General features: G+C 54.1%; 26 protein-coding genes. 14 read left to right on the plus strand and 12 right to left on the minus strand.

Annotation, left to right across the window (positions count from 1 at the left end; all coding sequences use genetic code 11):
• Window positions 1–481: ATP-binding protein (locus tag ACMHLI_RS14895; RefSeq protein WP_413530149.1), on the plus strand; the 481-nt coding region annotated here is incomplete at its 5' end.
• A 220-nt stretch (window positions 482–701) separates the two neighbouring features.
• Here the strand turns inward: ACMHLI_RS14895 and ACMHLI_RS14900 are convergent.
• The 7 genes from ACMHLI_RS14900 to ACMHLI_RS14930 form a co-directional block, all read right to left on the minus strand.
• Window positions 702–1,181, minus strand: a complete 480-nt coding sequence (locus tag ACMHLI_RS14900; RefSeq protein ID WP_413530150.1) for a PIN domain-containing protein — start codon at window positions 1,179–1,181, stop codon at window positions 702–704.
• Window positions 1,178–1,390, minus strand: a complete 213-nt coding sequence (locus tag ACMHLI_RS14905; protein WP_413530151.1) for a FitA-like ribbon-helix-helix domain-containing protein — start codon at window positions 1,388–1,390, stop codon at window positions 1,178–1,180. Before ACMHLI_RS14905 ends, ACMHLI_RS14900 begins: the two co-directional genes overlap by 4 nt.
• A 107-nt stretch (window positions 1,391–1,497) precedes the next feature.
• On the minus strand, window positions 1,498–3,120 hold the full coding sequence (gene pckA, locus ACMHLI_RS14910) for a phosphoenolpyruvate carboxykinase (ATP) (protein WP_413530152.1): 1,623 nt from the start codon (window positions 3,118–3,120) through the stop codon (window positions 1,498–1,500).
• A 238-nt stretch (window positions 3,121–3,358) separates the two neighbouring features.
• Window positions 3,359–4,243 (minus strand): Hsp33 family molecular chaperone HslO, encoded by an 885-nt coding sequence (gene hslO, locus ACMHLI_RS14915; RefSeq protein ID WP_413530153.1) that lies wholly within the window; start codon window positions 4,241–4,243, stop codon window positions 3,359–3,361.
• Between the two features lie 24 nt (window positions 4,244–4,267).
• The gene (gene hslR, locus ACMHLI_RS14920) at window positions 4,268–4,672 is read right to left on the minus strand and encodes a ribosome-associated heat shock protein Hsp15 (RefSeq protein WP_413530154.1); all 405 of its coding nucleotides are present in this window, start codon (window positions 4,670–4,672) and stop codon (window positions 4,268–4,270) included.
• Window positions 4,673–4,696: 24 nt separating this feature from the next.
• On the minus strand, window positions 4,697–5,386 hold the full coding sequence (yrfG, locus tag ACMHLI_RS14925; protein WP_413530155.1) for a GMP/IMP nucleotidase: 690 nt from the start codon (window positions 5,384–5,386) through the stop codon (window positions 4,697–4,699).
• A gap of 110 nt (window positions 5,387–5,496) precedes the next feature.
• Entirely contained in the window at window positions 5,497–7,641 is a 2,145-nt protein-coding gene (locus ACMHLI_RS14930; RefSeq protein WP_413530156.1) for an intracellular growth attenuator family protein, read from the minus strand.
• 469 nt (window positions 7,642–8,110) lie between these two features.
• Here ACMHLI_RS14930 and nudE point away from each other — a divergent pair, with 469 nt between their 5' ends.
• The gene (nudE, locus tag ACMHLI_RS14935; RefSeq protein ID WP_413530157.1) at window positions 8,111–8,668 is read left to right on the plus strand and encodes an ADP compounds hydrolase NudE; all 558 of its coding nucleotides are present in this window, start codon (window positions 8,111–8,113) and stop codon (window positions 8,666–8,668) included.
• A gap of 112 nt (window positions 8,669–8,780) precedes the next feature.
• Here the strand turns inward: nudE and mrcA are convergent, their stop codons facing one another.
• Window positions 8,781–11,336 carry a peptidoglycan glycosyltransferase/peptidoglycan DD-transpeptidase MrcA gene (mrcA, locus tag ACMHLI_RS14940; RefSeq protein ID WP_413530158.1) on the minus strand — a complete coding sequence of 852 codons (2,556 nt, stop codon included), beginning with the start codon at window positions 11,334–11,336 and terminating at the stop codon, window positions 8,781–8,783.
• Window positions 11,337–11,457: 121 nt separating this feature from the next.
• Here mrcA and pilM point away from each other — a divergent pair, with 121 nt between their 5' ends.
• From pilM to trpS, 11 genes are all read left to right on the plus strand, one after another.
• A complete protein-coding gene (gene pilM / locus ACMHLI_RS14945) occupies window positions 11,458–12,297 on the plus strand; it encodes a pilus assembly protein PilM (RefSeq protein ID WP_413530159.1) in 840 nt (279 codons plus the stop codon).
• Entirely contained in the window at window positions 12,297–12,851 is a 555-nt protein-coding gene (locus tag ACMHLI_RS14950) for a PilN domain-containing protein (protein WP_413530160.1), read from the plus strand. The genes pilM and ACMHLI_RS14950 overlap by 1 nt, the downstream gene beginning before the upstream one ends.
• The gene (locus tag ACMHLI_RS14955; protein WP_413530161.1) at window positions 12,848–13,687 is read left to right on the plus strand and encodes a pilus assembly protein PilO; all 840 of its coding nucleotides are present in this window, start codon (window positions 12,848–12,850) and stop codon (window positions 13,685–13,687) included. Before ACMHLI_RS14950 ends, ACMHLI_RS14955 begins: the two co-directional genes overlap by 4 nt.
• Entirely contained in the window at window positions 13,684–14,946 is a 1,263-nt protein-coding gene (hofQ, locus tag ACMHLI_RS14960; RefSeq protein ID WP_413530162.1) for a DNA uptake porin HofQ, read from the plus strand. The genes ACMHLI_RS14955 and hofQ overlap by 4 nt, the downstream gene beginning before the upstream one ends.
• A gap of 346 nt (window positions 14,947–15,292) precedes the next feature.
• Window positions 15,293–15,814 carry a shikimate kinase AroK gene (gene aroK, locus ACMHLI_RS14965; RefSeq protein ID WP_014333540.1) on the plus strand — a complete coding sequence of 174 codons (522 nt, stop codon included), beginning with the start codon at window positions 15,293–15,295 and terminating at the stop codon, window positions 15,812–15,814.
• 57 nt (window positions 15,815–15,871) lie between these two features.
• A complete protein-coding gene (gene aroB / locus ACMHLI_RS14970; RefSeq protein ID WP_413530163.1) occupies window positions 15,872–16,954 on the plus strand; it encodes a 3-dehydroquinate synthase in 1,083 nt (360 codons plus the stop codon).
• 130 nt (window positions 16,955–17,084) lie between these two features.
• Window positions 17,085–18,128 (plus strand): SPOR domain-containing protein, encoded by a 1,044-nt coding sequence (locus ACMHLI_RS14975; RefSeq protein WP_413530164.1) that lies wholly within the window; start codon window positions 17,085–17,087, stop codon window positions 18,126–18,128.
• Window positions 18,129–18,208: 80 nt separating this feature from the next.
• Window positions 18,209–19,021, plus strand: a complete 813-nt coding sequence (dam, locus tag ACMHLI_RS14980; RefSeq protein ID WP_413530165.1) for an adenine-specific DNA-methyltransferase — start codon at window positions 18,209–18,211, stop codon at window positions 19,019–19,021.
• Between the two features lie 51 nt (window positions 19,022–19,072).
• Window positions 19,073–19,750: a ribulose-phosphate 3-epimerase gene (gene rpe, locus ACMHLI_RS14985; protein WP_112167568.1), complete on the plus strand. Its 678-nt coding sequence runs from the start codon at window positions 19,073–19,075 to the stop codon at window positions 19,748–19,750.
• Entirely contained in the window at window positions 19,743–20,441 is a 699-nt protein-coding gene (locus tag ACMHLI_RS14990; protein WP_413530166.1) for a phosphoglycolate phosphatase, read from the plus strand. The genes rpe and ACMHLI_RS14990 overlap by 8 nt, the downstream gene beginning before the upstream one ends.
• A 1-nt stretch (window position 20,442) precedes the next feature.
• Complete coding sequence (gene trpS / locus ACMHLI_RS14995) at window positions 20,443–21,459, plus strand: tryptophan--tRNA ligase (protein ID WP_413530167.1); 1,017 nt, start codon at window positions 20,443–20,445, stop codon at window positions 21,457–21,459.
• Window positions 21,460–21,534: 75 nt separating this feature from the next.
• Here trpS and ACMHLI_RS15000 read toward each other — a convergent pair whose 3' ends face one another.
• The 4 genes from ACMHLI_RS15000 to nirB all read right to left on the minus strand — a co-directional run bounded on the left by ACMHLI_RS15000 (window position 21,535) and on the right by nirB (window position 26,023).
• Complete coding sequence (locus ACMHLI_RS15000; protein ID WP_413530172.1) at window positions 21,535–21,702, minus strand: hypothetical protein; 168 nt, start codon at window positions 21,700–21,702, stop codon at window positions 21,535–21,537.
• Window positions 21,680–23,062 carry a siroheme synthase CysG gene (gene cysG / locus ACMHLI_RS15005; protein WP_413530168.1) on the minus strand — a complete coding sequence of 461 codons (1,383 nt, stop codon included), beginning with the start codon at window positions 23,060–23,062 and terminating at the stop codon, window positions 21,680–21,682. The genes ACMHLI_RS15000 and cysG overlap by 23 nt, the downstream gene beginning before the upstream one ends.
• A gap of 61 nt (window positions 23,063–23,123) precedes the next feature.
• Window positions 23,124–23,474, minus strand: coding sequence for a nitrite reductase small subunit NirD (gene nirD / locus ACMHLI_RS15010; protein WP_413530169.1), 351 nt, complete (start codon window positions 23,472–23,474; stop codon window positions 23,124–23,126).
• Window positions 23,471–26,023 carry a nitrite reductase large subunit NirB gene (gene nirB / locus ACMHLI_RS15015; RefSeq protein WP_413530170.1) on the minus strand — a complete coding sequence of 851 codons (2,553 nt, stop codon included), beginning with the start codon at window positions 26,021–26,023 and terminating at the stop codon, window positions 23,471–23,473. Before nirB ends, nirD begins: the two co-directional genes overlap by 4 nt.
• A 251-nt stretch (window positions 26,024–26,274) precedes the next feature.
• Here nirB and ACMHLI_RS15020 point away from each other — a divergent pair.
• A partial coding sequence (locus ACMHLI_RS15020) for an amidohydrolase family protein (RefSeq protein WP_413530171.1) occupies window positions 26,275–26,542 on the plus strand: 268 nt, incomplete at its 3' end.

The following is a 26,542-nucleotide window of genomic DNA, read 5'->3' on the forward strand; positions in this document are numbered from 1 at the left end:
TACCGAAATCACCGATCTTAACGGTATTTTGGGTGAAGTCATTGCGACGGAAAGTGGCTATGAGCGTGAGATTGACTCTGGTCTGGCGGACGGTGAATTGCTGGTGAATGCGCACCCGTTATCCATAAAGCGTGCTGTGGTGAACATGGTAGTGAATGCTGCCCGCTACGGTGACGGCTGGATCAAAGTCAGCAGTGGCCGCGAGCTTCAGCGCGCATGGTTCCAGGTCGAAGACGATGGCCCGGGCATTGCTCCGGATCAGCTCAAGCATCTGTTCCAGCCGTTTGTGCGTGGTGAAAGTGCCCGAACCACCAGCGGCACCGGTCTTGGACTGGCTATCGTCCAGCGTATTATTGATGCGCACTCGGGGACGTTAGATATCGGAAAAAGTGACCGGGGTGGGTTGAGGATAAGAGCTTATTTACCGTTACCGGTAGAGATGCTTAAAGCGGTGGCGGTACAACAGAAACCGGTTGGTTAAGGATGATATCCTTTTACATTGGTGTCACCGATCATTAGGCCAGAACATTAACACAGCCATCGCCAGCTATACCCTCTCCCGTCCTCCCCCTTCGCAGGGGGAGGAGCAAAGCAAACCTGCTCATCCTTCTTTAAAATAGTGGAATGGCGGGATTTTGCGGCAATAGCTGGCGTTGCTGAAACATAGCCGGAGTGCGGCACCTGAGTACGTGAGCCGCGTTTTAAGTCTTCCGACTCATCACATAATATTCCGCCGCTTCCTCCCGCCATCTCGGCGCCTCCACCACATCCCACGGATTCACCACGACCACACCCGTGTGCGAAAACACCGCGACATCATCTGTTACCAGCGACGCCTGATGGCTCAGGCATATTGCGGCAAGCTGCATATCGCGCTCTTTCATCGTCACGCCTGCCTGCTTTGATAAGGTCATCACGCGGGGATAGTGCAGGGCGCTGGCGGCGTCGAAGGGCAGCAGCCGTCCGGCGAAATCGTGATTGAGCATCTCCAGTAAGGCTTCATTAAGCGGAACCCTGGGCTGTTCATCTGGCAGGCCGTCGACCCAGGAGAAAAGTTCGGCGACGCCAAGGCTGGTAAGATACAGCTGGCTGGCATCCTGTGCGTCGAGCCACTGCAGAACGGTTTTATGCGGCTTGGGATTGATCATCTCAAGGATGATGGAGGTATTGAGGATGATCATTTTGGCGGAAGTTCCAGAGGATTGAGGCTCAGCGTGGAGAAACGCTGGCGGAGCTGGCTGCCAAGGCCGAAATTGGGCGGGGTGCTGGTTAACGCCTGTTTCAGAATCAAACGCGCCTCTTCTTCCATCGAATGCCCTTTTTTGGCGGCGGCGATGCGCAGCAGATCTTTAATCTCGTCATCCAGATTGCGAACCGTGATAGTGGCCATAATCAGCTCCTGTGAAATCAATGCAAGCAGTGCTGTCATAGTGCGACGTGCAGAAATTTTTGCAATAAAAAAGGCGCGGGATCCGCGCCTGAGAAATGTGAGTAAGATTAACGCTGAGGGCCTGCGCTAACCAGCGCCGCGCCGGCAGGCGTGTCCGTATATTTATCGAAGTTATCAATAAACAGCTGTGCCAGATGCTGCGCTTTTTCCTGCCACTGTTCGCGGCTGGCGTAGGTATTGCGCGGGTCAAGGATCTGCGGATCCATGCCCGGTAACGCGGTCGGTACAGCGAGATTAAACAGCGGCAGAGTGAAAGTCTCTGCGTCATCGATGGTGTCGTTGAGGATAGCATCAATGATAGCGCGGGTATTTTTGAGCGAAATGCGTTTGCCGGTGCCGTTCCAGCCGGTATTTACCAGATATGCCTGCGCGCCGACGGCTTCCATGCGCCTGACCAGCACTTCGGAGTATTGTGTTGGGTGCAGCATCAGGAACGCTGCGCCGAAACAGGCGGAGAAGGTCGGGGTCGGCTCGTTGACACCGCGCTCGGTGCCGGCCAGTTTGGCGGTAAAACCTGACAGGAAATGATACTGCGTCTGGGCAGCCGTCAGGCGGGAAACCGGTGGCAGAACGCCAAAGGCGTCGGCAGTCAGGAAGATCACTTTGCTGGCATGACCCGCTTTCGAGACGGGCTTTACGATATTCTGAATGTGATAAATCGGATACGACACGCGGGTGTTTTCGGTTTTGCTGTTGTCATCGAAATCGATTTTGCCGTCTGCGCTGACCACGACGTTTTCCAGTAATGCATCCCGCTTAATCGCGCCAAAGATTTCTGGCTCGGCTTCTTGGCTGAGCTTGATGGTTTTAGCGTAGCAGCCGCCTTCGAAGTTGAAGACGCCGTCATCGTCCCAGCCATGCTCATCATCACCGATCAGCTGACGCTTTGGATCGGTTGAGAGCGTGGTTTTACCGGTGCCGGAAAGGCCAAAGAAGACCGCCACATCGCCTTTTTCACCGACGTTGGCTGAGCAGTGCATGGAGGCAATGCCCTGCAGCGGCAACAGGTAGTTCATCACGGCGAACATGCCTTTCTTCATTTCGCCGCCGTACCAAGAGCCGCCGATCAGCTGGATGCGCTCGGTCAGATTGAAGGCGATGAAGTTTTCTGAGTTTAGCCCCTGCTTCTGCCAGTCCGGATTGGTGCATTTCGCGCCGTTCATCACGATAAAGTCCGGCTCGAAATTCTCCAGTTCCTCGTTGGTCGGGCGGATAAACATGTTTTTCACGAAGTGCGCCTGCCAGGCCACTTCAGTAATAAAACGGACTTTCAGGCGGGAGTCTGCGTTTGCACCGCAAAATGCATCAATGATAAACAGCCGTTTGCCCGAAAGCTGTTTACCGACCAGCGCCTTCAGCGATGACCAGATTTCCTGTGACAGCGGTTTGTTATCATTTTTGCCTTTGCCCTGATCGGCCCACCAGACGGTGTAACGGGTGACGTCGTCGCGAACAATGTACTTATCTTTCGGCGAACGGCCGGTGAAAATGCCGGTGTCGACGTTCACTGCGCCCAGTTCTGTCACCTGCCCGCGCTCAAAACCTTCCAGACCCGGTGCGGTTTCCTCTTTAAAAAGGGTGTCGTAATCAGGGTTATAGACGATTTGACTGCTTTGATGAATCCCGTAACGGGCGAGTGTTTCGGCGGTGATCCCGAGAGTGGTTGGCATTTCCCTGCTCCTTTCCTGCACATAGAACCCCAAAGGGCGTAGGCCTTTAGGGATAAATTAGTTGTAATTGTAGGTATTTATCGCGCACGAACAGCGATAGCTATCAAAGATTAACGGGAGATGTGAATTTTTTTCTGGAAATGTGATGGAATACCAACAAATTGTGCAAGGACGTTATAAACAAGCAACAAAAAAGGGACTTTCAGCAGAAAGTCCCTTCGATTTAGTGAGTTAACGATCAGTGAACGTTATCATTTCCGGAGACAACGTTGCCGCTGGCTTTCAGTGTCGCCATATCCATCGCGTCAAATGCATAATCTGAACCGCAATAATCACAGTGCATCTCGATTTTGCCATCTTCTTCCAGCATTTCGAGAATTTCATCATCAGGCAACGTCAGCAGTGCACCGGCGCAGCGTTCACGCGAACAGGTACAGCGGAAACACACGTCCTGCGGTTCGTACAGAGTGACTTCTTCCTGATGATACAGGCGATAAAGCACTTCATTGGCGGGCAGATTCAACAGCTCTTCGGCTTTGATGGTTGCGGTCAGTTGCGCCAGATGGCTGAATTCTTCCGGATCGGTCTCTTCAGCAGGCAGAACCTGTAACAGCATACCGCCGGTCGCTGGCTTGCCTTCCACTTCACCACTGCGGATGAAAATACGGGTTGGCAGCTGCTCGGACTGCATGAAATAGTTTTCCAGACACTCAGCCAGGTTCTCTCCTTCCAGACCGACAACGCCCTGATAACGTTCGCCAGCGGTCGGGGAAATGGTGATCACCATGTAGCCGTTGCCAATCATCTCTTTCAGCGAACTGCCTTCTTTGATTTCGCCTTGCAGACGCGCGAGGCCGCGCAGTTCCTGAAGGTTGTTACCGTTAATCACCGCCAGCTTCAGCGGGCCATCACCCTGCAATTGTACGGTGATGTCACCGTCGAATTTGAGCGTGGCGGTCAGCAGGCTGGTCGCGACCAGCATTTCGCCCAGCAGGTTACGGACATCTGCCGGATAGTCATGCCCGGCAACGATCTGCTGGAAAGTTTCGTGGAGTGAAACCAGTTCGCCGCGCACAGCGTGATGGTTGAACAGGTAACGGTGTAACTGGTCGTGATTAGACATAACGTTCTCTCTGTTTGGCGACGTTTATTCTGCGTCGCCATATTTAAATTTGATCAGGTTGCGGCGTTCCTTTTTATCCGGACGTCGGTCCGGATGGGGCATCGCATTCATTTTCCGCGCCTGAGAGATTTTCTCCCGGCTGGCAATGCTGGCCTCGGTTTCCTGATAAAGCGTTTGTGCTTCTTCCGCACTGCGGCGCTGAGTTGTCAGCCCTAGTACAATAATCGTTTTTGCCTCGGTTCCCTGACGCAGGGTAATTTCGGCATTCAGTTCCATCAGCTTGCTCGGTTTCCCGCGCTGGCCGTTGTAATGCACTTTACCGCCGTCAATCATCTCGCGCGCCAGCGCACGGGTCTTATAAAAACGAGCCGCCCATAGCCATTTATCGAGACGCACTGCGTTGTCGTCTTCTTCCTTTTTACCTTTCATCTTTCCCCCTGAAACGTGCCGGAACTACTGAGCCGGGCCTGTTATCGGGTGAATCGAAGGCAACAGGTCGCGGTAGTCATTGATCGAAGGATGTCCCTGAAATGACTTGTTCGCACCGCTTGAATCCGGATTCTCTATACCCAGACAATAGCGGATACCAAAGGTTTTTGCCGCATTCAGAATCGGCTCCCCGTCATCGACAAACAGCGTTCTCTCGGGCTGAAAGCCCGTTTGCTGCTGCACGGCAGCCCACAAACGTTGATCTTCCTTTGGATAACCAAATGTGTGGGTGGAAAGTAATAAATCAAGGTGCTTATCCAAACCCGTGTGCGCAAGCTTCACTGACAGGCTGTGAGGATGCGCGTTGGTCAGCAAAATTGTTTCGCGGCCACTTGCCCGCAAATGCTGTAAAAATGGCACCGTATCATCACGAAGTTTAGCATTTTTGCCGATGTTGGTGGTCATCTGGTAGATGTCCAGATCCAGCCGCTCGCTCCAGTAGTCAAAGCAATACCAGTTCATGGTGTGCTCGACGGCCAGGTATTCGTCATGAATTATCTGGCGGGCATTTTCCAGCGGGATAGCGCGTTGCAGGCTCAGCGCCTGAGGCACGTCCTGCAACCAGAACTGGCTATCGAAGGCCAGATCAAGCAGCGTACCGTCCATATCCAGCAAAACGGTATCGATATTGTTCCAGTCGAGATCAAGGGGCATGAAAACTCCATATCCTGCGAGTCTGTGCATGGCAGGAGAGAATAAACCTAAGCAGGGAAGGGCGTCAGAATAGCATAATCTCTCAGGGGGGCGCAGAGCCACCCTGAGTTTCAGCTCAGGGTATGCGTCGGTACGGGCATCATTGTGGGGTGAAAGCAGGCGTTATAATGCTGCTCAATGTCGTCGATACGGCGCTTATCTTTGATAAAACGGCGGATAAAGAGAACGGTATTGACCAGCAGAACCCCAAGCAGCAAAAACAGCAGCAGGCTGGTGCCCAGATAGCGCCAGAGTGTCGAAATATCTGGTTCACTGTGCAGCGATATATGGCGTGTGCCGTTGGCATCGATGCTGATACTGGTGATCACACCCTGAGCACTGAACGGCGTATGCAGCAGTTGGGTCGACAGGTGTTGCAACTGCTTCCACTGATCCTGCGGCGGATTACCGTACAATCCGACCGGCGGTACTGGCTGTTCCACCAGCTGACGGCCTTCGTCATTGCTGATAAGGAAGCCACCCGGAGGAGGGCTATTCAGGCTTTCTGCGGCGCGGCGGGTTTCCTGTATGAAGAAGGAAGACGTCGCGTTATTTACCAGCTCACTCAGCGATTGCGCGCTGACCGGTCGCAGCAGGACGTTGATCCCTTGTAACGAGCCCGCTTTCGCGCGTTTCACCAGCGAACTCCAGTTATTGGAATTCCCCAGATTCACCAGCGCATTTTTCAGGCGTACACATTCGTTGGTTTTGCTGCCGCACAGCGTGTCGGTTTTCAGCACGATATCGGCGAAATCATCGAGTAAAATCATCCCGGATTTCTCTATCGCGGTCGCCAGCTGCGGGTTGATGTTTTGCTCGAGATTTTCACCCGGATGCATCTGATTGTTCACGGTAGTTTGCAGCGCGGTGGCGGCATCAATAATTTCAGACTGCGGAACCGGCAGCGGTGCGGCGTTGTTCCAGTAAATCCCTGAACAGTCGAACGGCAGAAAACCCGAGGCGCTGCGGTTGGCCGCCGGTGGCACGTAGCACATGCCAGTACCCTGGACTTTTAACGTATCGCCGACGCGCAGTGCTGTTTTTTCCAGATCCTGCACACTGTTGACCTGTGCACTTTGCGCCCCCTGCAGCCACGCTATGCTAAGTTTCAGCGGCAAACCGAGAGGCACATACACCAGCAGCATAAGCAGCAACAGGAAGGCGCTGGTCGCCAGCACCAGATTCTTTCCCCAAAGCTGGAGCGGGAATTTTTTGACTTCATCATGCAACGACAGATAGCTGCCCTGGCGGACGACGTGGCTGTTCATATACAGCTCAATATCCGTAGGCTGGCCGAGGTCGCGGCCGATAAACGGTTGCCAGTGAGGTGGATAAATCAGGTCGACGGTGCCGAGCGAAATATTGCTGATATCCCCCTGCTTAGATTCGCCAAACAGTCCCCAACGTTTAGGTAAGCCCCGCAGACAATGGATTTCTTTGCGGTTTTTACCTAAACGTTCGGAAATCACCCGCCAGCTGACCCATCCTGCGAGCACTGCTGCAAGGGTGAGTAACCACGGCAAAAATACTACCGGGCTGAGCAACGTAATAAACAGCAAAAGCAAAATACCGGAAACTGCCAGCGCCTCTTTTACACCGCTCGAGCGGGTAAGTGCGTGCTCTTCGCGTGTTTCACGGCGCACCTTTACCATCTCGATATGTTCGCTTTCTTCATGACGAATCGAGGCATTTTGCGGCTGGGAGGGAAGAACAGTTGAAACCGGTGCCGGACCTTCGTAAACGTGGTCCGCCAGCGTATGACCATTGAGGGAGATCACCAGAGGCATCGATTGCGTTTTAATCAGCTCAACCTGATTTTCCTGCGCTATGTATTGCTCCCAGAAGGGTGGCAGGTGAATTTCAGTCGCATCGAGAAAATAGCGTCCGCTGTTGGTGTCTTCGCTGGCCACGCCGTAGCGAGTGATGGCGCGCTTAAAGCTGTAAACGTGTTCACTTTTGGTGGTCAGGATGAGTTTATCGCGCAGGATAATCAGATTATTGCGGTGAGTGATCGGCGTTTGTCCCAGCCCTTCACTTTGTCGCAGATACCGTTCTACGGCGTCGCGCTCTTGTTGCGACAGTTTTCGCTGACTGGGGGTAGGGAAATGTACAACGGACTCGTCGCGTTGGCGGCGTCGCAAGGCAAACCAAAAGAAACTTCCAGTGGCAATGATTGCGATACACAACAACACCAGTGTCACGACTACTGTGCTCATCCGATCCCCGTTCTGACGTGGGCGACTTACGTCAACTCTGTGAAAGTATTATACATAAATTGAAAAGACATAAACCTCATGCATGTTTTGCACGCTACCCTATTTTCTACAGGGTTTTCATTATTTGACTGATATTTATGCACTCGTGTTTTAATTATAAAAACACCACGTTAGAGAGTATCCGTAATTGTACTTTAATGGGTATCGGTATAATCCTATTTTGAATCGGTCTGGTTTTTGTTACAGCAAAAGTGTGACGTGAACATGGCAACGCGTTCTTTTTGCTCGATATCAGAGACAAAAATCCGGCGATTTGCACTGAACAGGCTGTTCTCAGGGTAACTTATACGCAGTAAAGATTGCGGTTCAGGCTCGCCTTAACGCACAATGTTTTCTGATAGCAATGTTCAATAATCCATATGAACCCATTACGACACCCGCAGTCAGGTGAATAAAAGTTGGGGATGAAATGACACAACACCTGCAAAAACCAAAAATTCTGAAGGTGGAAACCGTAGCGCGCTCGCGTTTATTCACCATCGAATCTGTAGATTTGGCGTTCAGTAATGGCGCGGAACGCGTCTACGAACGCATGCGTCCATCCGATCGCGAAGCGGTGATGATCGTGCCAGTCATTGGTGACGATCTGCTGCTGATCCACGAATATGCTGTTGGGATCGAAAGCTATGAACTGGGTTTCCCGAAGGGGCTGATCGACGCGGGCGAGAGTGTACTGGAGGCCGCTAACCGTGAGTTGATGGAAGAAGTTGGCTACGGCGCCGGGCATTTTGACGTGCTGGCAAAGCTGACGATGGCGCCCTCATATTTCTCCAGCCGCATGAACATTGTGATTGCGAAAGGGCTGTACCCGAAGAGTCTGGAAGGCGATGAGCCCGAGCCTTTACCACAAACCCGCTGGCCTATTGCGCGGATGATGGAATTGCTGCAACAGCCTGATTTCTGCGAAGCCCGTAACGTCAGCGCATTATTCCTGGCTCATGATTTCCTGACACGCAATACCCGCTGAACCCTGCGTTATCCTGGAAAAAATTGCCAATAAAAAAGCCGGTCATGCATTACGCAGACCGGCTTTTTTTATCGGGTTGAGTCAGGTGCTAAACGCCTGGCTCAAACTCTCATCAGAACAACTCATGTTCCTGACCGTTGTCCATGATAGTCGTTCCGACTTCATGCACCGCATGTTCCGTGGGCTGAGTCCCGTCAATGAAGTATTCCGGACGACTGCCACCGCCGCCGTCGGACAACTTCCCGGTGCTCTTATCGATAGTCACGGTTACGATGCCCGGAGGCGGGGTCTGTTTCTCTTCAGGCACGCCTTCCAGCACGGCTTTCATGTAGTCATCCCACGCCGGTTGTGCGCTCTTCGCGCCGCCTTCTGCCCCGGAGATTTGATCTGGGATCACGCCGGAAGCGGTCGAACGACCGAGGTCACGGCGGTGATCGTCAAAACCAATCCAGACCGAGGTGACGACGTTCGGGCCATAACCGGAGAACCAGGCGTCTTTCGAACTGTTGGTTGTCCCGGTTTTGCCACCGATGTCGTGGCGCTTCAGATCACGACCCGCGCGCCAGCCTGTTCCCATCCAGCCAGGTTCGCCGAAGATGTTGGAGTTCAGCGCGTCACTGATCAGGAACGACAGCGGCGTGCTGATAACGTGCGGCGCGTACTGTTGCTCTGCATCCACCTGTGGAGAATTGGCCGGAACCTGTTCCAGCTGCGGCGTTGGCACGGCGTTATTGTTGTTGTTCACCGAGGTGGCAACGTTTTCCACGTTGTCATCAGACAACACTGCTGATTTTTGCGTATCGCCATAAATCACCGGAATATTACAGGTGCGGCAGGCGATTTTCGGTTTGGCTTCAAACAGAACCTCGCCGGATTCCGCCACAATTTTGGTGATGAAATACGGGTCAACCAGATAACCGCCGTTAGTCAGCGTCGCGTAACCGCGCACCACCTGTAACGGAGTGAACGATGCGGAACCCAGCGCCAGTGACTCGGAATGGACAATGTTGGCAGCCGGGAAGCCGAAGCGCTGCAGATACTCTGCCGCGTAATCCACGCCCATCGCACGCATCGCACGCACCATCACCACGTTCTTCGACTCACCCAGCCCCTGACGCAGGCGGATTGGGCCCGCATAGGTCGGTGGTGAGTTCTTCGGACGCCAGTCCTGGCCTGCACCCGGATCCCATCGGGTAATCGGCATGTCATTGAGGATAGTGGCCAGAGTCAGCCCTTTATCCATCGCGGCGGTGTACAGGAACGGTTTGATGTTCGAACCGAGTTGACGCACAGCCTGATTTGCACGGTTAAATTTGCTCTGATTGAAATCAAAACCACCGACCAGCGCTTCAATCGCGCCGTCGTTTTGATTCAGGGAGACGATGGCGGAGTTCACATCAGGAACCTGTGCCAGCCACCAGACATCGCCCACTTTACGCACCCACACCTGCTGACCTGGCTGAACCACGTCAGAGACTTTCTTCGGTGTCGGGCCTTGTGCGTTGTCATTACGGTAAGGACGTGCCCAACGCATACCGCTGAACGGCAGGCTGATTACGGCGCGGTTAGACATCGTCGCAGTGGCCTGCGCGTCGTCAATCGAGGTAATGACCGCCGGGAACAGTGGCCCGTAGACCGGCAGCGTTTTCAGCGACTGGACGATTTTATTCTCATCCCACGCCGGTTCGCCCACTTTCCACATCTGATTCGACGGGCCACGGTAACCGTGGCGCATATCGTAATTCAGCACGTTGGTCCGCAGCGCTTCCTGTGCGGCCAGCTGGGTTTTCTTGGTGATAGTGGTGTGAACCATATAACCGTCGTTATAGGCGTTATCACCATAACGTTTCACCATTTCCTGACGCACCATTTCTGTCAGGTACGGCGCGGAAAACTCAATGCGCGGGGCGTGATAATTCGCGACAACCGGCTCAGCACGCGCCTGGTCGTACTGCTCCTGCGTGATGTATTTCTCATCCAGCATACGGGCCAGCACGGTATTGCGACGGGCAACAGAGCGGTCATGGGAATAGAGCGGGTTGAAAGTTGACGGTGCCTTAGGCAGACCCGCAATCACCGCCATTTCGCTGAGCGTCAGCTGACTCACGTCTTTTCCGAAGTAAACCTGCGCTGCGGCACCCACGCCATAGGCGCGATAACCGAGATAGATTTTATTCAGATAAAGCTCAAGGATTTCATCTTTGGTCATCATCTGCTCAATGCGGATGGCCAAAAATGCTTCCTTGATTTTACGGGTCAGCGTGCGCTCAGGACTTAAGAAGAAGTTACGCGCCAGCTGCTGAGTGATGGTGCTCGCACCCTGTGAGGCGTGGCCTGACATCAGCGCAACGGATGCCGCACGGAAGATACCGATTGGATCCACACCGTGATGCTCATAAAAACGGCTGTCTTCTGTCGCGATAAACGCATGCACCATTTCCGGAGGGATCTGGTCGAGTTTCAGCGGGATACGGCGCTTCTCACCGTACTGGGCGATAAGATCGCCTTCGGCACTGAAGACCTGCATGGGTGTTTGCAAGCGCACGTCTTTGAGCGTGGCAACATCGGGTAGCTGTGGCTCGATATATTTATACAAACCGAAGATCGAGGCCGCTCCCAGCAAAATGCAACACACTGCAAGAATCAATAAATACTTTACGAACTTCACCTGAGATTTCCCATTTAGTGTCAATTGGGCAGTTTATAAACAACCGCGCGGTAGTATAAAGGCAAGCCTGCAACATGGATACGTACTTTTATTTACTTGACGATATGGAGATTGGGCGAAAATGCGACTACAAGCATGGCAGGTAGGTCTGGATATTCAAGCCGGTTTTGCCCGTGCGATCGCCGTACAAAGGCGGCGTCATGGCTGGCAATTACGTCACTGGTGGCAGCATCCGCTGCCTGACTTCACGTTGCGGGAGGGGATATTACATGAGACGGCGCCGCTGATCGCCATTTTATCATTCTGGCGCAAAACCTTACCGGCCACGTTGTCACTGAGAATCACCTTGCCTGCACAGCGCATCATGCAGCAACGCATGGTAGCACCTGATGCGCGGCTGCAGGATCCCGCCCGCAGTGCCTATATCTTTAGTCATGCGGCGAAACAATTTCCTCTGGGCGTTGAACATCTGGTGATGGATTACCGTGCAGACCCGTGCGGAGATAATCAGGTCGTGGTCACTGCCGCACGGCAGCAGGAGATAGCGCAGTGGATGGGGTGCCTTGCGCAGGCGCAGCTTTTTCCTGAGGTTATCGAACTGGCGCCTTGCGCACTTCAGGTTGCGGCTCACGCGGCCCGACTTCCCGGCGATGCGCTGCTGATTCATCCGCTCGACGATGCCGTTCTTTGGGCTTCGCCGTATAGCCTGCCGTTCCAGTTCGGTCTGTTAGACAGCACGCAAGCACTGGCGGAAGCATCTCTTCCTGATGTCATCCGTTCGCAGTATCGTGCCGGAGCGCTGTGTGCCAGAGCAGGTTATTACAGCGGCGAAAATCCTCCTTCCGGAATGCAATGCTGGTCGCCGCTCAGTGCGATCAGTCAGTTATCCGCCCCTTTACCTGCCAACCCCGGCGACTTCGCCCCTGCCGTTGGGCTGGCGCTAAGACCTATGGATTGCTGATGCTACAGGTCAACTTATTGCCCTGGCGCAAGGTACATCGGCAGCAACGGATGCGTTTCTGGCTGACCGTTTCAGTGTGTTTTCCGGCGTTGCTGCTGGTGAGTTTACTGGGTTGTGCTGTTTTTCTGGCTCAGCAACGGACCCTTTTACAACAGCACCTTGCTGCACTGAAACTCGCTTCTCAGGCACTTTCTCTGCAACAAAAGCGGGTGGAGACGGCGTCGGCACAGGTAAAAATACTCCTGGCGCAGCGTTTGATTAGCCAGCAGCGGGCGCAGCGGAGCAGGAACTCCCTGCAAATACTGACATTACTGGCAGAAAAAATTCCAGAGGAGGTCCGGCTGAACGAACTGGTTGAACTTAAGAACCAGCTGACGCTCAACGGCGAAGGGCGGTTTTATCACGACATTCTGGCTTTTCGCGACACCCTGGCGGCAAGTGACTTACTCGGGGATGTCACTCTGAACGATGTACGTCAGCAATCCGGTGTGATGCTGAGTTTTGTGCTGAAGATGCAGTTGCGTCAGCCACCTGAACAGGGAGCGTTGCCATGAATAATCCATTTTTGCAGCGGCTTGAGCCGCTGATGCAAAAACCGGGCTGGCAGCTGTCTACGATGCTGGCGGGCGCGATGACGCTTATCGCGCTGGTGATATATCAATGGCTTTTCCGGAGTATCTGGCTGCAACAGACAGAGCTGGAGCAGCAGATAAATGAGATCCGCCAGGTAGTGACTCATGCGCAGGTGGCCTTGCTGCGAGGAGCGCCGCTGTCGCGTTTACAGCATATTCTGAAAGAAAATGCTGTGGTCGAAAATGACATTCTGCCGCTGGACAAGCTATTTGCACCGCCGCTGAAGGCTTCGCAGGCCGCGCTGGTTCGCTGGTCGCCCGCACCTGACCGGCAAGGCGAACTTCAGCTGCAGGGTTCTTTTGGCGCACTGATGCATTTTCTCCAGGCATTGCAGCAGCGCCAGTGGCATCCGGCGTTCAGCGAGCTCAATTTTCATGTCACTGAAAACGGCCTCGCGGTTTCTCTTTTGCTGACCCAAACAAACGAAGCTGCTGACGGCAATGAAGTCACTATCCCGGTGCGTGATCCTTTTGCCTCCCTGCAATCCCAATCCTGCCACGGTGAAACCCTGGCTCCCGCGTGGAGTCTGGGCGGCATTACGCAGGCCGAAGGCCAACAGTTTGGCTGGTTGCTGTTGCCAGATGGCCGTTGGAACAAAGTCGAAACAGGCACGCAGATTGGCACGCCGCTGTGGACGGTCGCAATACTGGATGCCTCACAGGTAGAACTCAGCATCAGCGATGCCCGCTGCGGCGAACAACGCCAGACCCTTCGGTTTGGTCATCCGAGCACTTCTCCAGGGAAAGGAAAACAATGAAACATGTTTATCTGGCCGCTCTGTGGCTGCCGTTTTTCTTATATTTCAGCCCCAGCAAGGCGGCCGCGCTTTCGTCGGTGTCTCTGGAATTTCAAACCGCGCCGATCGAAATGGTCTTGCAGGCCCTGGCCGATGCGCGGCAGCTTAATCTGATTACCGCGCCCGGTGTGGAAGGGCAAATCAGCGTAAAACTTAAAGAAGTGCCGTGGCAGCAGGCGCTCGACATTATCCTGCGCATGAATCATCTCACCAGCGAGCTTGAAGGCAATGTTTTGCTGGTCTCACCGGCATTGGACCCGCTTGCGCGCCAGCAGCAGATCAAAGAGGCCGAAGAACAGCAGGCTGAACAGCGGCCTATCGTCAGCCTGACCTTTCCGCTTCAATATGCCGATGCCAAAGAAACGGCGCTGAGCCTGAATGCACAAAAAGGCACGCTGTTATCTGTTAAAGGCAATGCGTCCGCGGATAGCCGCACCAATACTCTTTTATTGCGCGACACGCAAGAGGCGCTGGATATCGTCACACCGTGGATAAAAGAGTTAGATCTGCCGCTGCAACAGGTACAGCTGGCTGCACACATCGTGACAATGAACAGCGAGAGCCTGCGGGAATTAGGCGTGCGCTGGGGTTTCACCGGCGATGAACCTATTACTAAAGCCGTGCGCATGAACAATTTCAGTATGGGAATGCCGGTGGAAAACCCGATATTAACTGCCGGGTTTAATCTGGCACATATCAGCGGACGGATTTTAGATCTGGAGCTGACCGCGCTGGAGCAGGAAGACAAAGTCGATATTATCGCCAGCCCGCGCCTGCTGACGGCGCATATGCAAACCGCCAGCATCAAGCAGGGCACCGAGATTCCCTATCAGGTGTCCAGCGGGGCGAGCGGCAGCACGTCCATCGAATTTAAAGAAGCGGTGCTCGGAATGGAAGTGACGCCAAAGATTCAGCGCGACGGGCGCATTCAGATGGCCTTGCAAATAAGCCAGAATATGCCGGGGCGCAGTATCAAACAGTCCGAGGGCGAAGCGCTGGCGATCGACAAACAGGAAATCAAAACGCAGGTCACGGTCAAAGATGGCGAAACTATCGTGCTGGGCGGAATTTTCCAGCGCAAAAACCAGAAGACCGACACTAAAGTCCCGGTAATCGGCGATATTCCGGTGGTCGGTTCCTTGTTCAAACACCAGTATATGAATGAACAGCGACGCGAGTTGGTGATTTTCATCACTCCGACCTTAATCCGCGCCCAATAAACGGGGATTTAGTGCTAACCTAAATCGCACAATCACGTTGAGCAGATGCAACTTTTTGTGTCGTGAGAGGCTTCTGAGTTTGACGCTGCGGTCGATTTAGCTTACAAGGGTTACCGAATTGAGCACCGTGATCTTTTTTTACTGCAGACACGCCGATAAAAACGTACGTTTTCCCTCCTGCGGCGTGCAATGTGATTTATTCGGTTGCCAAACTACCAAGAGTGTTGAGATAATTTTTTTCTGATCTCGCACTATCGCTCATGAGGTTTCAGTTTAGGTCCCGCCGCTAATTTGATTGGCGGGGCGGGTTATCATCAACGAAATAGTCTTAGTAATACCGAAAAACATGGCAGAGAAACGCAATATCTTTCTGGTTGGGCCTATGGGTGCCGGCAAAAGCACTATTGGTCGACAGTTAGCTCAGCAACTCAATATGGAGTTTTTCGACTCCGATCACGAAATTGAGCGACGTACCGGAGCTGATGTGGGCTGGGTATTTGATTTAGAAGGCGAAGACGGATTCCGCGACCGCGAAGAAAAAGTGATCAACGAACTGACCGAAAAACAAGGCATCGTTCTGGCAACTGGCGGGGGTTCCGTTAAATCACGTGAAACCCGTAACCGTTTGTCAGCGCGTGGCGTTGTCGTCTATCTTGAAACTACCATCGAAAAACAACTGGCGCGTACACAACGCGACAAAAAACGTCCATTATTACAAGTGAGTGCTCCGCCGCGTGAAGTGCTTGAAGCACTGGCGAGAGAACGCAATCCTTTGTATGAAGAGATTGCCGACGTCACTATTCGTACCGATGATCAAAGTGCCAAAGTCGTTGCCAACCAGATTATCAACATGCTGGAAAGTAACTGATTATTGGTTTCTATCATTGCCTGAGGGTGTCAGTTAAAGAAGGTCACAGAGCACGACATGGAGAGGATTACCGTAACGTTAGGGGAACGTAGCTACCCCATTACGATTGCTGCCGGATTGTTCCACGATCCGGCTTCTTTTATGCCGGTAAAGGCAGGCGATCAGGTCATGATAGTGACCAACGAAACCCTCGCTCCTCTCTATCTGGACGCAATCCGTTCAGTGCTGGAGCAGGCAGGCGTTCGTGTTGATCAGGTGATTCTGCCTGATGGTGAACAATACAAATCCCTGACTGTTCTAAATGACGTGTTCTCCGCGCTGCTTCAAAAGCCGCACGGACGTGATACCACACTTGTCGCCCTTGGCGGCGGCGTCGTCGGTGATTTAACCGGCTTCGCTGCGGCCAGTTATCAACGCGGTGTGCGCTTTGTACAGGTGCCTACCACGTTGCTCTCTCAGGTCGATTCCTCCGTTGGCGGTAAAACGGCGGTGAACCATCCCCTCGGAAAAAACATGATCGGCGCGTTCTATCAGCCTGCGTCGGTGGTGGTTGATCTCGACTGTCTGCGCACTTTACCTGCCCGTGAAATGTCATCGGGACTGGCGGAAGTGATCAAATACGGCATTATTTTGGATGCCGACTTCTTTGTATGGCTTGAAGACAACATGGATGCCCTGCTGGCGCTGGATATGAATGCGCTGGCTTATTGCATCCGTCGTTGCTGCGAGCTGAAAGCTGAGGTGGTAGCAGCCGATGAACGTGAAAACGGCATGCGCGCCTTACTGAATCTGGGCCATACTTATGGCCATGCTATTGAAGCAGAAATGGGTTATGGCAACTGGCTGCACGGTGAAGCCGTGTCCGCCGGGATGATGATGGCGTGTTATACCGCCCATCGCCTTGGTCAGTTCGGTCTGGGGGATATCGCCCGGGTGAAAACTTTACTTACCCGCGCGGGATTGCCGGTGACGGGGCCGCAGGTCATGAAAGCCGAAGCCTATTTGCCGCACATGATGCGTGATAAGAAAGTACTGGCTGGCGAACTGCGTCTGGTTTTACCCAAAGCAATTGGACAGTCCGAAGTACGCTCCGGCGTATCGCATGAAATGGTGCTGGCTTCGATTGAAGATTGCCGTTAAAACTGTGGCCACTTTTTTGGCCAGATAACGACCGATTTCACCCATGCCAGCAAAGCGTTATAATTTTTAGTCAGGATAGTTGCTCCGCGTGAAGCCTGTTACGGGCTTTTAGCCGGGTTGGAGGTTTTAGATGGATGATTTAACACCGGAAGACGATCTCAAGCCAGATACCAGCGATCGCCGCCCACCGCGCGCGCGCAAACCGTCTCCTTCCCTACCCAAGGTTCCTGTTAACCGTCAGTACGTGATGATTGGCATCGGGATTGTGGTGTTGGTTCTGCTGATTGTCGGCATCGGCTCCGCCATGAAGTCCCCGACATCGAATCAGGCCACTCAGCAAAACAACGGTCCAAAAGATATCAGTCTTGCGGGTAATGACGCTGCTGCACCGGCTCAGCCTTCTGCACAAGCGCAGGCCAATACCGCACAGGCCGTCAATGGACAGCAGCCACAAAGCATTGGTTTACCGCCCGTGTCTTCAACGCCTACCGAAGCGCAGCCTTTGCCAGACAATGGCCAGAAAGAACGCGTGGATCTGCCTGGTGACATGAGCGACGCTTTATCTTCCCAGCAGAATCAGGTGGAGGGCGTAGCGCAAGGCAGTATGGATCAGGGTGCTGCGACCAGTGGTGCTGCACAATCTCTGACTTCATTACCGACCGCTGCGGCGACTGTCAACGGTTCAGCGCGCACGCAGACGCCTGGCGTTTCCCAGCCGCAAGCCACGCATACCCGTCCGGCGCAAACGGCACGTAATCAGCAATCAGCCCATACGGCGAAGCCGGTTGAGCACAAACCTGCGGCGACCGCCTCGCAAACGGCGAAAACTCAGGCGACCAAATCTCAGGCAGCCTCTGTACCTGCCGTTTCTGCGCCGGTAGCCTCAGGCAGCGCATCAGCCATTAAGTCTGCGCCTGGGTCACACTTCACCCTGCAATTAAGCGGTGCTTCGCAGTCCAACACACTGAACGCATTTGCCAAACAGTCCGGCCTGAAAAACTATCTGGTTTATCAGACAGCACGCGACGGGAAGCCGTGGTTTGTGTTGGTGAGCGGTAACTATGCGTCTTCTGCGGAAGCCAAACGTGCTATTGCCAGCCTGCCTGCGGAAGTTCAGGCGAAAAAACCGTGGGTTAAACCTGTACATCAGGTACAGCAAGACCTGAAAAAATGAATCTGATCTCAACGCGATTTGCTGTCTAAAAACAGGATACAATCCGCGGCTGTGAATTGTATAAGTAGCTAACTGACGGCATGAAGAAGAACCGCGCGTTTTTGAAGTGGGCTGGCGGCAAATACCCGCTGATTGATGACATTAAACGTCATCTTCCGGCGGGAGATTGTTTGATCGAGCCTTTTGTTGGCGCGGGCTCAGTGTTTTTGAATACTGAGTATGACGCTTACATTCTGGCGGATATCAACAACGACCTGATTAATCTCTACGATATCGTGAAAACACGCACCGATGAATTTGTGCGTGATGCCCGTGTGCTTTTCACGCCAGAGTTTAATGATGCAGATCGTTTTTACGTCCTGAGGGCTGAGTTTAATGCCAGCAGCGATCCTTATCGTCGTTCGGTACTTTTCCTCTATCTGAACCGCCATTGTTACAACGGCCTGTGTCGTTATAATCTCAGTGGGGCGTTTAACGTGCCTTTTGGCCGTTATAAAAAACCGTATTTCCCGGAAGAAGAACTCTACTGGTTTGCTCAAAAAGCCAAAAATGCTCTGTTTGTTTGTGAGCATTATGAGGAAACGTTGCTCAAAGCGAAGGCCGGTTCGGTGGTGTATTGCGACCCACCTTATGCGCCCCTCTCTGCAACCGCGAATTTTACGGCGTACCACACCAACAGCTTTAGCATGGACGATCAGCGCAAACTGGCGCGTCTGGCGCACCAGCTCTCCAGTGAGAATGCGGTGCCGGTGCTGATCTCCAATCATGAAACACCCCTGACGCTGGAATGGTACGCAGAGGCGGAACTACATCGCGTATCCGCCCGACGTACTATCAGCAGCAATATTGCCCTGCGCAGCAAGGTGAATGAACTTTTAGCGCTCTATCGCTGATTGCCGGTTTGCGCCGCAGTCAACAGGTAACCTTATCGTTTGGAGAAGCGGATGAAACAGTTTTTGATTGCCCCGTCCATTCTGTCGGCTGACTTTGCCCGTCTGGGTGAAGATACGGCGAAAGCACTGGCCGCTGGCGGCGACGTGGTTCATTACGATGTGATGGATAACCACTACGTCCCGAATTTAACGATGGGGCCTGCCATCCTCAAAGCGTTGCGCGATTACGGCATTACCGCGCCGATCGATGTTCATCTGATGGCCAAACCGGTGGATCGCCTGATACCTGATTTTGCCGAGGCGGGCGCGACCTATATCTCTTTCCATCCTGAAGCCTCCGAACACGTTGACCGAACGCTGCAACTGATTAAAAGCCACGGTTGTAAAGCCGGGCTGGTTTTCAATCCGGCCACGTCGCTGAGCTATCTCGATTACGTGATGGATAAGCTGGATGTGATCCTGTTGATGTCGGTGAACCCCGGCTTTGGCGGACAATCGTTTATTCCGGGCACGTACGATAAGCTGCGTCAGGTGCGCAAACTGATCGACGACAGCGGCTATGATATTCGTCTGGAAGTCGACGGCGGCGTGAAAGCTGAAAACATCCGTGAGATCGCAGCCGCAGGCGCAGACATGTTTGTCGCCGGTTCTGCCATCTTCAACCAGCCGGATTACCGCACCGTGATCGACCATATGCGCAGCGAACTGGCGCAGGTGTCACATGACTGAGACTCTGACCGCGCGTGGTGTGGCATTTGATTTAGACGGCACGCTGGTCGACAGCGCGCCAGGTCTGGCGGACGCCGTGGACATGGCGCTGCGTGATTTTGGTTTACCTCCTGCGGGCGTTGAACGCATCAGCATCTGGATTGGCAACGGCGCAGACATTATGGTCGAACGCGCCGTACGCTGGGCCGAAGGTGATACGTCACCTGCGTTTTTGCAAAAAATTCGCGACAAGTTCGATCACTACTATGCCGCGACAGCCGCTTCCGGCAGCCGTCTCTATCCGCAGGTAAAAGAAACGCTGGCTGCCCTTGCCGCGCAGGGCTTACCTTTGGGTCTGGTGACCAATAAACCGACGCCGTTTATCGCGCCTCTGTTGGAGTCACTGGGCATCGGCAACTATTTCACACTGGTGTTGGGCGGTGATGATGTCGTGGCGAAGAAACCGCATCCGGCGCCGCTGTATCTGATGCTGGGTACGCTGGGCTTACGCGCCAGCGAGTTGGTGTTTGTTGGCGATTCCCGCAATGACATTCAGGCGGCGCAGGCGGCGGGTTGCCCTTGTGTCGGTATGACTTACGGATATAACTACGGTGAAACCATCGCGCTGAGTAAACCCGATCGCGTGCTGGAACATTTTGCCGACCTTTTGCCCGCTTTGGGGCTGTCATCTTTACAAGATCAGGAAGCATAAAATGAGTAAACCCATCGTATTTAGTGGCGCACAGCCCTCCGGCGAATTGACCATTGGCAACTACATGGGTGCGCTGCGTCAGTGGGTCAAAATGCAGGATGATTACGAATGCATTTACTGCATCGTCGATTTGCACGCGATCACCGTACGTCAGGATCCGGTGAAACTGCGCAAAGCAACGCTCGACACGCTGGCGCTGTATCTGGCTATCGGCATCGATCCGAAGAAAAGTACTATCTTCGTGCAGTCTCATGTTCCTGAACATACACAGCTGAGCTGGGCGCTGAACTGCTACACCTATTTCGGCGAGCTGGGCCGCATGACGCAGTTCAAAGACAAGTCAGCGCGCTACGAAACCTCTAACAGCGAAAGCATTACTGCGGGTCTGTTTGATTATCCGGTGCTGATGGCGGCGGATATCCTGCTGTACCAAACTAACCAGGTGCCGGTCGGTGAAGATCAGAAGCAACATCTGGAGCTGAGCCGCGATATCGCCAGCCGCTTCAATGCGCTGTACGGCGATGTATTCACCGTGCCTGAACCGTTCATTCCAAAATCCGGTGCGCGCGTGATGTCGTTGCAGGAACCGACCAAGAAGATGTCTAAGTCGGATGACAACCGCAAAAACGTGATAGGGCTGTTGGAAGATCCGAAAGCGGTGACCAAAAAAATCAAAAGCGCGATGACCGACTCCGAAGAGCCGCCAGTCATTCGTTACGATGTGAAGAATAAACCGGGTGTATCGAACCTGCTGGATATTCTGTCCGGCGTGACCGGCCAGACCATCGCCGAACTGGAAGCGCAGTTCGAAGGCCAGATGTATGGTCACCTGAAAGGGGCAGTTGCCGAAGCCGTATCCGGCATGCTGACTGAAGTACAGGAACGTTATAACCGTTTCCGCAGCGACGAAGTATTGCTGCAACAGATCATGCAAGAGGGCGCAGAAAAAGCCCGCGCACGTGCCAGCGTCACGCTGAAAAAAGCCTATGAAGCGATTGGTTTTGTGACGCTGCCGTAATGTGTGATTTTGTTATGAATCTGAAAACCACGTCTCCGGACGTGGTTTTTTGCTTTCTGACCTGCAAACGCAAGGTTACGAACCGGCGCTGAAGTTATAGGTAAACGTGGCGTTATAGCGCCAGTCGCGTGAGTTGCTATCGACCGGCAGATCGCCAATTGGACGCAACACCTGCACGTTCAGTGTCGTTGCGCCGTAAATAATGGTATGGCCCCGGGGATTACTGCGGCGTTTTACTGGCAAACCAGTTCAGTTTTTCCCGCAGACTGACCACACTGCCGACGATGATCAGGCTCGGGCTTTGTACCTGTGTTGCCAGATGGCTCAGCTCAGTCAGCACGCCGGTGACGACCCGCTGCGCCTGGCTGGTGCCGTTTTCCACCAGTGCGACCGGCGTTTCTGCTGGCAGACCGTTTTCCAGCAAGCGGTGCTGAATCTCTCCCGCCTGCGTCAGTCCCATATAAAACACCAGTGTCTGCTGGCCTTGCGCCAGACAAGCCCAATCGAGAGCACCGTCCTGCTTAGCATGACCGGTGATCAGCCGGACGCTCTGCGCGTGATCGCGATGGGTCAGCGGAATACCGCTGTAGGCGGAACAGCCCGACGCTGCCGTAATGCCCGGCACGACGGAAAACGCGATACCGGCTGCTTTCAGCGCTTCCAGCTCTTCGCCGCCACGGCCAAAAATAAACGGATCGCCACCTTTCAGCCTGACCACGCGTTTACCCATCTGCGCCTGTTCCAGCAAGATTTCGTTAATACGTTCCTGCGCAACACAATGATGCCCGGCGCGTTTTCCAACGAAAATCCGTTCGGCGTCGCGACGTACCAGATTCAGCACGGCATCGGAGACCAGCCGGTCATACACCACCACGTCGGCCAGCTGCATCTGCTGCAAACCTTTCAGCGTCAGCAAACCGGCATCGCCCGGCCCGGCGCCGACCAGAACCACTTCGCCGTGTTTATCCACCGGTTCGCTGAACAGTTCTTCGAGATATTGCTCGCTCTGTGCGTCGTCATTATTCGCCAGCGACTGCGCCAGACGATGATGATTAAACAGCTTTTCCCACCAGCGGCGGCGTTCGGACATGTCGCTGAAATGCGTTTTGACCCGCGCCCGCAATCCGCCAGCTACCTGCGCCAGTTTGCCCAGATGTTGCGGCAAAATGGACTCCAGACGCTCGCGCAGCAGACGTGCCAGCACCGGTGCATTGCCGCCGGAGGAGACGGCGATCATCAGCGGCGAACGGTCGATGATCGACGGCATGATCACGCTGGCACTTTCCGGTGCATCCACCACATTACAGAATACGCGGCGATGCTCGGCGGCTTCGCTGACTTCCAGATTGACTAAATCGGAATCGGTAGCGGCCACCACCAGCCATTTCTCATCCACCAGCAGCGGAGAGAATTCGCCTTTCAGCAGGCGGACTTTGCCTTCATCTGCCCATACCTGAAACTGCGGCGTGAAGGTGAGGGCGTTGACCGTCAGTTTTGCGCCTGCGTCGAGCAGCAAACGCGCTTTACGTTCAGCAACGTCACCGGCACCGACCAGCAGACAGGCTCTGTTTTTTAACTGACAAAAAAGGGGCAAATAATCCATGAGCGATGATCTCAGAAGCAGATGAAAACGCCGCCCGGAGGCGGCGTGGAGGGCACGAAGATTAGCCGATTTCAGCCTGAAGACTGGCGCTAGAAATTTCGACATGGCCGTCGCGCACGCGAACGTCATAGGCCGGAATCGAATACTGATCGTCTTCCATGCAGAAACCGTCGGTCAGGCGGAAATGTTGTTTTTTCAGCGGACTGGCGACCCACAACTCGCCCTGATGCTCGCCGATAAGCCCGCGCGATAATACGCTGGCCTGCGCAAAAGGATCGATGTTGGAAATGGCAAAAATCTGCTCATCGGCGTACGGGCGGAACAGCGCGACCTGCTCATCACCGGCCAGCGCGCAGACACCGCAGCCCGGCAAAATATCTTCAACAGAACAAAGCGTTAACCACTGGCTCATAATACTTCCTCCCCGTCGGCGATGACTGTCACCGGAATGCGTTCGTCAGGGCGCGCCGGACGATGCTGTTGGCGTTCAGAAACGAACTGCACGTTCGGGTCGCGCTGCGCGCTGTTGATAAAGTGTGTGAAGCGGGTTTGCGCGGCCGGATCGTTCAGCGTTTCCTGCCATTCGCAAACGGCGGACTCACGCAGGCGTGTCAGCTCGGCTTCCAGCTGTTCGTTCAGACCCAGTTTGTTATCGATGATGACTTTACGCAGATAGTCGATGCCTCCTTCGAGGTTGTCCATCCAGACCGAGGTGCGTTGCAGCTTATCGGCGGTGCGGATGTAGAACATCATGAAGCGGTCGAGATAGCGCAGCAGCGTCTCATTATCCAGATCGGCTGCCAGCAAATCGCCGTGGCGTGGTTTCATGCCGCCGTTGCCGCAGACGTACAGGTTCCAGCCGTTTTCCGTCGCGATAATCCCGACATCTTTGCCCTGCGCTTCGGAGCACTCACGGGTACAGCCCGATACGCCGAATTTCATTTTGTGCGGCGTGCGGATGCCTTTGTAACGGTTTTCCAGACTGATGCCGAAACCGAGGCTGTCGCCGACGCCGTAACGGCACCAGGTGCTGCCGACGCAGGTTTTCGCCATGCGCAGCGCTTTGGCGTAAGCCTGACCGGTTTCGAATCCGGCATTAATCAGTTTTTGCCAGATCGCCGGTAAATCATCTTTTTGCGCGCCGAACATGCCGATGCGTTGGGAGCCAGTGATCTTGGTGTAGAGATTGTATTCGGCGGCAATAGCGCCAATCGCTACCAACCCCTGCGGTGTGATTTCGCCGCCCGGTGAACGTGGGATCACCGAATAGGTGCCGTCTTTTTGCATGTTGGCCAGGAAGACGTCGTTGGTGTCCTGCAGCGGCGTGTGCTGTGCCTTCAGCACGTAGTCATTCCAGCAGGAGGCCAGCAGGGAGCCGACGGTCGGTTTACAGACTTCACAGCCGTAACCTTTGCCGTATTTATTCAGCAGATCGTCGAACGAGCGGATACCTTCAACGCGGATCAGGTGATACAGCTCCTGACGGGAATAGGCGAAGTGCTCGCACAGATGATGATTGACTTCGATGCCTTGCTTACTCAGCTCAGCATTCAGCACCTGCGTGACCAGCGGAATACAGCCGCCACAGCCGGTACCGGCTTTGGTCGCGGATTTCAACGCCGCTACCGTATGGCAGCCGCCTTGCACCGCTTTGATGATGTCGCCTTTGGTGACGTCGAAGCACGAACAGATTTGCGCGCTTTCCGGCAGGGCGTCAGTGCCAATCACCGCACCGCCACTGCCCGCATGAGCCGGCAGGATCAGCGCGTCCGGGTTTTCCGGCAGTGCAATACTGTTCAGCACTAACTGGAGCAGATTGCCGTAATCGCTGGTGTCGCCAACCAGTACTGCGCCGAGCAGCGTTTTATTGTCTTCGCTGACCACCAGACGCTTATACAACGCTTTATTCTCATCGAGATACACGTAGCTGCGTGCGCCCGGCGTGCGGGCGTGAGCGTCGCCGATCCCCGCCACGTCAACGCCCAGCAGCTTCAGCTTGGCGCTCATGTCTGCACCGGTGAAACTGTTTTCACGGCCAAGAAGGTGATCGGCGGTGACCTGTGCCATTTTATAGCCCGGTGCAACCAGACCGAAAGTACGTTGATTCCACGACGCACATTCGCCGATGGCGTACACGTCCGGATCGCTGGTCTGGCACTGATCGTTGATAACGATACCGCCGCGCGGAGCGATGTCCAGATCGCACTGACGCGCCAGCTTATCCTGCGGACGAATACCGGTGGAGAAGACGATGAAATCGACTTCAAGCGACGTGCCGTCGGCGAATTCCATGGTTTTACGCGCCGTACTGCCGCCCTGAACGATCTCTTTGGTATTTTTGGCCGTATGAACCTGTACGCCCATGCTTTCAATTTTCTGGCGCAGCTGGCTGCCGCCCATCACGTCGAGCTGTTCGGCCATCAGGCCGGGGGCAAATTCCACGACGTGTGTTTCTACGCCGAGGTTTTTCAGCGCGCCTGCGGCTTCCAGACCGAGCAGGCCGCCGCCGACCACCGCACCCCGTTTACTGCGCCGGGCACAGGCTTCGATAGCATGCAAATCTTCGATAGTGCGGTAAACAAAGCAGTCCTGACCGTCGGAACCGAGGATCGGCGGAACCCACGGGTAGGAACCGGTGGCGATGATCAGTTTGTCGTACACCACCGTGCGGCCGCTGCTGGAGTGGATGACTTTTTCTTTGCGGTTCAGCGTGATGGCGCGTTCACCGATCAGCACGTTGACATTGTGCTTCTCGTAGAACCCTTCGCGCACCAGCGAAAGCTCTTCGGCGGTATGGTGGGAAAAATAGGAGGAAAGATGGACGCGGTCATAGGCGACGCGCGGCTCTTCACACAGTACCGTGATATCGAACTGACCCGGCTCGGCTTTATCCAGTAAGTCTTCGATAAAGCGATGGCCGACCATGCCGTTACCAATAATCGCGAGTCTGACTTTGCTCATAATTGCCTCAATTTTGATTTTCTGAGGCTAAACATAACGCGCGCGTAACAGGGGGTATTGATGCAAATCAAGCCGTTCTCAATATACTCCCTAGGTGGTACTCAACTGATTTTATTAGGTTTTTATGTAACCTTTCGATTTATAAACAGTTTCAGGCTATTGTTCTGTTATTGCATTCTTTCAACCGCCTTTCTGAAACCATGAGGTCGCGCGTGCCGAAAACCCTTTTGCGTACCATTAAAAATGTCCGGATGCCTGACCGTGAGGGGCTGTGGCAGATCGACATCGAAGACGGCATTTTCTGCCAGATCATTTCCCAGCCGCAAAATGATGAGCAGGGCGAGCATATTCTGGACGGCGAGGGCGGGCTGGCCATCCCGCCGTTTATCGAGCCGCATATCCATCTCGACACCGCGCAAACCGCCGGTCAGCCAGCCTGGAATCAGTCCGGTACGCTGTTCGAAGGCATCGAGCGATGGGCAGAACGCAAGGCGCTGCTGTCCCATGAGGACGTCAGGC

It is taken from the genome of Rahnella inusitata, from assembly GCF_965118895.1.
GTDB lineage: Bacteria > Pseudomonadota > Gammaproteobacteria > Enterobacterales > Enterobacteriaceae > Rahnella > Rahnella inusitata_A.